The following is an 8,593-nucleotide window of genomic DNA, read 5'->3' on the forward strand; positions in this document are numbered from 1 at the left end:
TTAATATTTTTATCCCTGTTAAAGTAAGAGCTAGTACAGCTTCTTCCATACCTTTATAAGCGCCTTCTTCAATTGTGCATTGTGCTAATTCTCTACTATGACTAATTACATCTTTATACAGAGGTAGATATGGATGAATTGTCGCACATACATGACTTACATCTCCTGCATCAGTTGACCCACTATCCTCCGAATCTTTCATTTCAGTTATTCCTATATCTTTCAAACTTTCCTCGTAAAGATTCATTAAGGTTTTATTTGTTATTAAATCTAAAAAACTTGTTTCATAGTTTTCTATTTCTAACTTAGTTCCTGAAGAAATTGCAGCACCTTTAGCACAATTTAATACTTTTTCTAAAAGTATATCCAGCTCATTTTTATTTCTTGATCTTACATAAAAATTAGCTATAGCTAAATCTGGAATTATATTAGCAGCTTCTCCACCTTTTGTTATAATTCCATGTACTCTATCAGTTGGCAGTATCTGCTGTCTTAATGCATTTATTGTATTAAATAAAGTAATTACACCATCTAAAGCATTTATTCCTAAATGAGGAGAACCAGCTGCATGAGAAGTTTTTCCTCTAAATGTAAATTGTAAAGCTTCCATAGCCTGACTTGAACTACTTCTCAAATGTAAATTCCCACTCGTAGGATGAACTATCATAGCAACATCAATATTATTAAATGCTCCTGATTTAACCATAGATACCTTTGCTCCATCTGTTTCTTCAGCTGGTGTTCCAATAACTAATACTTCTCCACCATATATATTTACAAACTCTCTTAAAAGTATTCCTGCAGCACTACTAGTTACACCTAAAAGATTATGACCACATCCATGACCTATTTCTGGAAGTGCATCGTATTCAGCTAAATAAGCTATTCTTGGTCCTGGTTTTTCTCCTACATAATTTGCTAAAAAAGCTGTTTCAATCCCACAATAACCTTTCTCTATAAAAAATCCGTATTTACTTAAAATTTCACAATGTTTATCTCTTGCTTTAAACTCTTTTAAACCTAATTCTGGATTTTCAAAAAGATAACTATTTAAATCTTTTAATTCTTCAAAAATTTCCATATATCTTTCTTTTAATTCTAATATAATTTTTTCCAAATTTATCCCTCCTAGTTTATTTTGAAATTTTTATTTAATACAAAACTTTTATTTTTTTCTTTTTTATTGATAAACATAGTTTTAGCTAGATAAATCGCACTAAATCCAGCCACTAATTTTGCTACAATGAAAGGTAATATATTATCTGGTGAAACTCCAGCTACAAATCCTAATTGTCCTCCAAAAACATATGAGCCTGCTACTGCAAATGCACTATTTATTATTTTGCTGTTATTATCCATTTTATTAAAAATTCCAAACATCGGTATACTACTCACTAAAGATGCCATAAAACCAGCTGTACCACTCTCATCTATTCCTAATAAAGAGCCCATTTTTTTTAAAGTTTCTTTAAAATATTTCTCTATAAAGTATAATAATGGATAAGCTCCACTTAAAGTTAAAGCTACTCTTGTAACTACTTTCATACTTTCATCTATAGGATTTAATCCCTGAATTATTGAATATCCAAACATAGTTTCTATAATAGTTAGAACTAATCCGATAGTTATTAATATCGTCATTCCTTTCCCAAATTTATCAAATAATTTACAAGTTTTCTCTGGAAAAAACCATAGTCCTGTACAGATAATTCCTGAAAAAATAACCACTGGAATTAAATTGTGAATAATTAAAATTATATCAAGTCCCATAATTACTCCTGCTACAAAGCAACCTAAAGGAATCGTAGCTACACCGCTCAATATTCCTTTAGAAAAATTCTCTTTTGATAAGTCATCAATAATACCAAAGGCTACAGGCATTGTAAAAATTACTACTGTTCCTAACATTGAACCTAATATTACTCCTGAAAAATCAATTAAATCTTTATTTATTGCCAAATCTTTAGCTAAAAAATATCCTCCCATATCTGTTGCTAAAATTGAGTTTATATATATTGAAGGATCAATCCCTGTTAAAAAATAAAGTTTTTCAACAAATGGTTTTGAAAACTTTGATATTAACGGACTTATCGATAATATTCCTAACATAGCAAGTATTAAAGGTCCTGCTACATATATTCCCTCTTGAAATCTTTTTCCATACCCCAATTTATTTCCAAAACATCTATCTAAGGCTCCTAAAACCGCAAAAAAAGTTAGAATAAAAAATATAACTTTCAACTTTAATCCTCCCAATTCTATTTTTATCAATTGATTATATCATGAATATAAAAAAAATCTAGTACTAACGTACTAGATTTCTATTTATTTTTATATTATTTTACAACTTTACTTCTAAATAAATCAAACACTTCTTTTACTGATAAAATATCATTAATTTTCCATGCATCTTTTCCTGCAAAGAAAATTCCTTCTAAAGAGTCACCTTCATGTCCCTTTATTAAACTATCTTTCACACAAAATTTTCTACTACATTTTTTTAAGCAACTTGTACATTTTTTAGGAGTTAATTTTTCTTCATTGATAACTCTTTTTACATATGGTGATACTATAGCATTTGCTGGAAGACCTGCAGAACTCATAATTTGAACTACATCTCCCTCTTTTGAATTAACATACATCTCTTTAAATTCTTGACTTACCTCACACTCTTCAGTTGCTATAAATCTACTTCCCATTTGGATTCCATCTACACCTAAAGCCATCATTCTTTCTGCATCTTCTGGTGTGATTACCCCTCCTGCTCCAAAAACCGGAATTGAAACACCTTTTACAATCTCTTCAACTATATCCCAAGAATCTTTATCTGTTCCTAAATGTCCACCTGCGTTCCCACCTTCTACAACAATAGCATCTGCACCTAACTTCTCAGCTATTTTAGCTAACTTTAAACTTGAAACTATCGGAATAATTTTTACTCCTGTTCCTTTTACAGTTTCAAATATATCTCTTGAGAATCCTGCTCCACAGATTATCATATCAACTTTCTCTTCTATTGATACTTTTACTGCTTCTGCAAAGTTTGATGCAGCAACCATTATATTTACTCCAAGTGCTCCACCTTTTTCTATAATCATCTCTTTTGCTTTTCTTATCTCTTCTCTAAATTCTTCTGCCGGAATTGCAGTTCCTGATATAACACCAATTCCACCTTGATTTGCTACAGCTGAAGCTAATCTTGACATTGATGCTCTTATTCCCATTCCTCCTTGAATAATTGGTACCTCTATATTTAAATCTCCTATTTTCACTTAAATTCACCTCCAAGTATAATAACACTTGTTATAATAACATATGTTATCAAAAAATGGAAACTTTTTTTATTTAAATTTCACCCTTGACTTTAAACAATATATAGAGTATATTCATATTAATGTTAAATAATATAACAGGACACTTAGATAAGGAAATGAGGTTTGATTCCTCTACGGCCCCGCCACTGTAATTTGGACGAAAGTATTTTATACCACTGGATTTATTTCTGGGAAGGTTTACGAGTAGAATGAAAAGAGTCAGGATATTTATCTTTAGTGAATTATCTTCGAGGGAGGACTAAATATGATGAGATTTTGGCATTTTTTTCCTTAAGTCTATATAAACGTCTTTAACAACATGAATTTTTTTGACTATAAGGAAAACAAACTAAAAAAACTTTTATAAAAACAAACAAACTTTTAAACAAACTTTTAAAAGCTCTCTAATCTAGAAATGTTGTCTAGAATAGAGAGCTTTCCTATTTTTTAAATCATTTTTTCAAAAAATACTTTGTATGTTCTATAAGTTTCGTATATATCTAATTTTGATGATACTTCAAATGGTGAGTGCATTGCTAAAAGTGCTGGTCCTACATCTATCGTTTTTATTCCTACTTCAGCTAAAAACATAGCAACTGTTCCTCCTCCACCTTCATCAACTCTACCTAATTCACCAATTTGCCAAGTAATTCCATGAGTATTTAATAGATTTCTTATACTCCATACATACTCTGCATCTGCATCATTTGTTCCACTCTTACCTCTAGCTCCTGTAAACTTAGTTACAACTATACCATAGTTTAATTTTGCTGCATTTTGAGGTTCATGAACTCCTTTAAATATAGGATCCATTGCTGCATTCACATCTGATGATAATGCATTTGAATTCCAAAGAGTTTTTCTTAAATCTAAATCATTATATTTCCCTTGAATTTTACTAATTAAATCACTTGTAAAATATTCTAAATAATTAGATTGTAATCCTGTTGATCCATGAGACCCTGTTTCCTCTTTATCTGCTAAAAAACAAACTGCTGTTTTTACTGGAGTTTCATTTAAATCTAATATTGCTCTCAATGAAGTGTAACCACAAACTCTATCATCTTGACCATAAGCTCCAACAAGAGATCTATCTAATCCTACATCTTTAGCTTTAAAAGCTGGAACTAATTGAAATTCTGCTGATATAAAATCCTCTTCTATCATATTATATCTTATATTTAACTCTTCCAAAATTTGATATTTTATTAATTCTTTAATTTCACTATTTTTAACTTCAGTCGGTATAGATCCAACTATTATTTGTAACTCTTCACCTTTTATAACTTCTGAAGTTTGTCTATCGCCTTGATATTTTGCTGCTAAATGTGGTAATAAATCTGGTATTGTAAATACAGGATCCTCTTCTTTTTCTCCTATTACAATATCTCTTCTTTCTCCATTAGCTAAAATAACAACACCATGTAAAGATAAAGGTATTGATGCCCATTGATATTTTTTTATTCCCCCATAATAATGCGTTTTCATATACGCTAGTTCTAACTCTTCATATAATGGATTTTGCTTTAAATCTATCCTTGGAGAATCAATATGAGAAACTACATAGTTTATTCCTTTTTTTATATCTTCTTTTCCTATCACTGCTAAAACCAAATTTTTCTCTCTATTTACATAATAAACTTTATCCCCTGCTTCTAATCTCTCCTTTGTATTAGCACATACAAATCCATTTTTTTTAGCTAGTTCTAAACCAAATCTTACATACTCTCTTTCTGTTTTTCCTAAATCTAAAGAAGTTTTATATTCTTGACAAAAATCAAATATCTTCTTCTTCTCTAAACACTTATTTTTCCACCCATTCTCTTTTTTTAATAACATTTTCTCCTCCTTTTATTCATCATAAAAATTTTCAAGACTATCTATTTGTGAATATACAACTGCCGCTAATTTATGTGATAAATGTCTAACTCTTTTTTCTGAATCTATTTTTATCAAAGGTTCTTTTATTACTTTTACTCTCATTTTTTTTAGTCTATTTATATCTAATTCAACAAGAGTACTCCCTTCATCACTATATCTTTTAAGTATCTCTTCTGGTATCTCAACTGAATTGACTATCACCTTATCAATCATATCAAATCCCACATGTCTATTTATTGATTCTATATGGTCCGCAACACTATAATTTTCTGTCTCACCCATTTGACCCATAGCATTGCATATATAAATTTTTTGTGCTTTTGATTTTTTTAAAGCTTCTTGCATATTTTCTAAAAGTAAATTTGGAATAATACTTGTATAAAGACTCCCTATTGAAAACACAATTAAATCGGCTTCTTCAATAGCTTTAATATTCTCTTTTGGACTATTTACTTTTCCATCATAAAAAACTCTTTTTATTTTTTCACCTAAAACTGGTATATCTGATTCCCCAAATACAAATCCTCCGCTTGTTTTCTCTGCTATTAGTTCTATTTTTTCTAAAGTTGCTGGAAGTATCTTTCCATTAATATTAAAAAGTTTTCTAAGTCTTCTCAATGCACTTTGTACATCTCCTGTAATCTCTGTCATTGCTGTTATTAGTAAATTTCCTAACGGATGAGCACCTATTGAAGAATCCTCTCTAAATCTATATTGAAAAACTTCCTCTATTAAAGGCTCTACATTACTCAGCGCTATCATTACATTTCTTAAATCACCTGGCGCAGGTATGTTAAATTCTTTCTTTAAAATACCACTACTTCCACCACTATCTGCAACAGAAACAATAGCTGTTATATCTATTGGAAAGTGCTTTAACCCTCTTAATACTACGGAAAGTCCACTTCCACCTCCTATTACTACTACTTTTGGATTTCTCATTACTATTCCCCTTTTTATTTTAATTATACTTATATTTTATAACATTCTTTTGCAAAAAAAAACTATATTTGTTAAAATAGTTATATATTTTAAATAATGGAGGGGTTTTATGAAAAATAATCATGGAGCAAATCTTCATCAACTATCAGAAACACTAGGCATTAATGAAAATCAAATTATTGATTTTAGTTCAAATATAAATCCCTTTGGACTAAGCCCAAAAGGATTAAAAAAACTAAAAGATAACTTACAACTTGCAAGTATTTATCCTGATCCTGATTATACAGAATTAAAGGCTAGTATTTCAAGTTATTGTAATTGTAATTTAGAAAATATTGTTTTAGGAAGTGGAGCCACAGAACTCATTTCTTCTACTATTAAAATTATATCTCCTAAGAATACATTACTTTTATCACCTGCATATTCAGAATATGAAAATGAATTAATTAAAGTAGGATCAAAAATTACTAAATTTTTTTATGAAAAAGAAAATAATTTTCAAATTAATATAGATGATCTTATTTCATTTATTACTTTTAATTGTTTTGATATGATTATTATCTGTAATCCAAACAATCCAACAGGAACATTAATCTCTGTTGAAGATCTTGAAAAAATTTATTTAAATTTTAAAAAACCAATTATGATTGATGAAACATATATTGAATTTACAGATTCATCTAAAACTTCAGCTATCAATTTAGTTAATAAATATGATAATTTTGTAGTTATTAGAGGTACGTCTAAGTTTTTTTCTACTCCTGGAATTAGACTTGGATATTCTATTGTTTCAAAGGGAGAGATTTTAGACTCTTTAAATATTATTCCTAATCTTTGGAATATAAATATTTTTGCTTCTCTAATGGGTGAAGCAATGTTTAAAGATTATGATTTTATAAATATGTGTCACAATAATTTTAATGAAAATTTTAATTTGTTATTTAAGGGATTAAAAAGCTTTAAAGAATTTAAAATTTATGATTCGAATAGTAATTTTATTCTTTGTGAAATTTTAAGTTCTAAGTTTGATGCTAATGCTCTTTATAATTATCTATCTGAAAAAGGAATTATTATTAGAAAGGCTCAATCTTTTGATAAATTAAATGAAAAGTTTTTTAGAGTTTGTGTACTCACTAAAGAAAATATCAATTTTCTATTAAAAGAGATTGAAAGGTTTATACGGGAATATTAATACGGAGGGATTATGTTATTAAAGAAAATTTTACTTTTAGGTTCAGTTGCACTTTCAACAGTAAGTTACGCTAAATATGAACCTTGGAATTTTACTGTTTTAGAAGGTAGCCTTATTAAAGGGAATGCTTTACCTAGTGGTCAAGGAGCTTCAGAAAAAGATGTTATTTTAGAGATACAAGGAACAACTAGATACAATCTTTTAGATCTATATTGGTTTGTAGATAGATCTAATATCTTTAAAAGCTCTAAGTTAAGTGATAAAAATGGTATTGATAATAACTATACTTATGGAGAAATTTCACCTAGAATATCGATAGATGGCTTAACTGGAACTAATCTGTCTATTGGACCAATATCAGAGTGGTTTATTGCAACTCAATTTGATTTTGACAATATTCATGGTAAATCGAAATATGAAAATGGTCTTAGAAAATATTATGTTGGTATTGGTAACTACATATCAATTCCAGAAATGAAGTATATGAAATTTGACTATTTTAAAACAAATTTATATGCTAGATATGTGGAAAAGAATTATGGTCGAAACGAAGATCAATGGGATGGGTATCTATTTAATATTGCTTACGGTGGAACTATTTACAGATTTGAAAATGGTATGAAATTTGGATTTAGTGGATGGCTTGATTATGATTTCGGTGCAAAAAATAGTTCTGAATATAATAAGCAAACTCATGACTCTTTACAGTGGCAAAATCAAGTTAGATTCTATCTAAATAATAATCTTTCTGTAAGTTATACTTATCAAATAAATAACCATTTTTCTCAAGTTAATCAAAATAGTTCAAATAAAAATAATGAATCTTTTGGTATTCATTATGCTATTATGTTTTAATCTATTAGGAGGATTTATATGTTAAAAAATGAACTTTCTTTAATTGGAAAAAAAATTACTTTTGAAGAATTAAATAATTTTATGATTGAAAATAATTATTATAGTATACACAATGATTTAAGTGAGAAAGAAATTCAAGATTGCTTAAATGAAAATGTTATTGCTTTTGAAAATAAATTTCAAGATAGTGTTGAAGAGATTTATACTTATATTGAATTCGAAGTTTTTGAAAACAATATTTTAAAAATAAACAATATATTTGAAATGTAAAAGATTGACCTCTGAAATTTCAGAGGTCATTTTTTATATTTTCTAATAAATAAAAAAACTCCTTTTGGGGTAAAAGGAGTTTTTTATAACACGGGGGAGTGTTAAAATAAAAAGATTTAAATAAATTTTTGGGGGGTAT

At 28.4% G+C, this 8,593-nt stretch carries 8 protein-coding genes and 1 riboswitch; of the genes, 3 read left to right on the plus strand and 5 right to left on the minus strand.

What is annotated here, in order from left to right; genetic code table 11:
* From Q0V08_RS08790 to yvcK, 5 genes are all read right to left on the minus strand, one after another.
* The coding region (locus tag Q0V08_RS08790) for a M20 family metallopeptidase (RefSeq protein WP_297434009.1) at positions 1 to 1,081 on the minus strand (1,081 nt) is incomplete at its 3' end.
* Positions 1,082 to 1,128: 47 nt separating this feature from the next.
* Positions 1,129 to 2,241 (minus strand): ethanolamine utilization protein EutH, encoded by a 1,113-nt coding sequence (gene eutH, locus Q0V08_RS08795; protein ID WP_297433995.1) that lies wholly within the window; start codon positions 2,239 to 2,241, stop codon positions 1,129 to 1,131.
* Positions 2,242 to 2,336: 95 nt separating this feature from the next.
* Positions 2,337 to 3,272 carry a nitronate monooxygenase gene (locus Q0V08_RS08800; protein WP_297433997.1) on the minus strand — a complete coding sequence of 312 codons (936 nt, stop codon included), beginning with the start codon at positions 3,270 to 3,272 and terminating at the stop codon, positions 2,337 to 2,339.
* A gap of 113 nt (positions 3,273 to 3,385) precedes the next feature.
* A riboswitch (cobalamin riboswitch) is annotated at positions 3,386 to 3,565 on the plus strand.
* Between the two features lie 196 nt (positions 3,566 to 3,761).
* On the minus strand, positions 3,762 to 5,153 hold the full coding sequence (locus Q0V08_RS08805) for an aminopeptidase (RefSeq protein ID WP_297433999.1): 1,392 nt from the start codon (positions 5,151 to 5,153) through the stop codon (positions 3,762 to 3,764).
* A 12-nt stretch (positions 5,154 to 5,165) separates the two neighbouring features.
* Entirely contained in the window at positions 5,166 to 6,137 is a 972-nt protein-coding gene (yvcK, locus tag Q0V08_RS08810; protein WP_297434001.1) for a uridine diphosphate-N-acetylglucosamine-binding protein YvcK, read from the minus strand.
* 109 nt (positions 6,138 to 6,246) lie between these two features.
* Between yvcK and Q0V08_RS08815 the strand changes: the two genes are divergently transcribed.
* From Q0V08_RS08815 to Q0V08_RS08825, 3 genes are read left to right on the plus strand one after another with little or no spacing between them, the layout of a single operon-like run.
* Positions 6,247 to 7,329 carry a histidinol-phosphate transaminase gene (locus tag Q0V08_RS08815; protein ID WP_297434003.1) on the plus strand — a complete coding sequence of 361 codons (1,083 nt, stop codon included), beginning with the start codon at positions 6,247 to 6,249 and terminating at the stop codon, positions 7,327 to 7,329.
* Positions 7,330 to 7,341: 12 nt separating this feature from the next.
* Positions 7,342 to 8,184, plus strand: coding sequence for an outer membrane protein OmpK (locus tag Q0V08_RS08820; RefSeq protein ID WP_297434005.1), 843 nt, complete (start codon positions 7,342 to 7,344; stop codon positions 8,182 to 8,184).
* An 18-nt stretch (positions 8,185 to 8,202) separates the two neighbouring features.
* Positions 8,203 to 8,454: a hypothetical protein gene (locus Q0V08_RS08825; protein ID WP_297434007.1), complete on the plus strand. Its 252-nt coding sequence runs from the start codon at positions 8,203 to 8,205 to the stop codon at positions 8,452 to 8,454.
* Positions 8,455 to 8,593: the final 139 nt, after the last annotated feature.

Origin of the sequence: uncultured Cetobacterium sp. (assembly GCF_947038635.1) — a bacterium.
In the GTDB taxonomy this organism is placed as follows: domain Bacteria; phylum Fusobacteriota; class Fusobacteriia; order Fusobacteriales; family Fusobacteriaceae; genus Cetobacterium_A.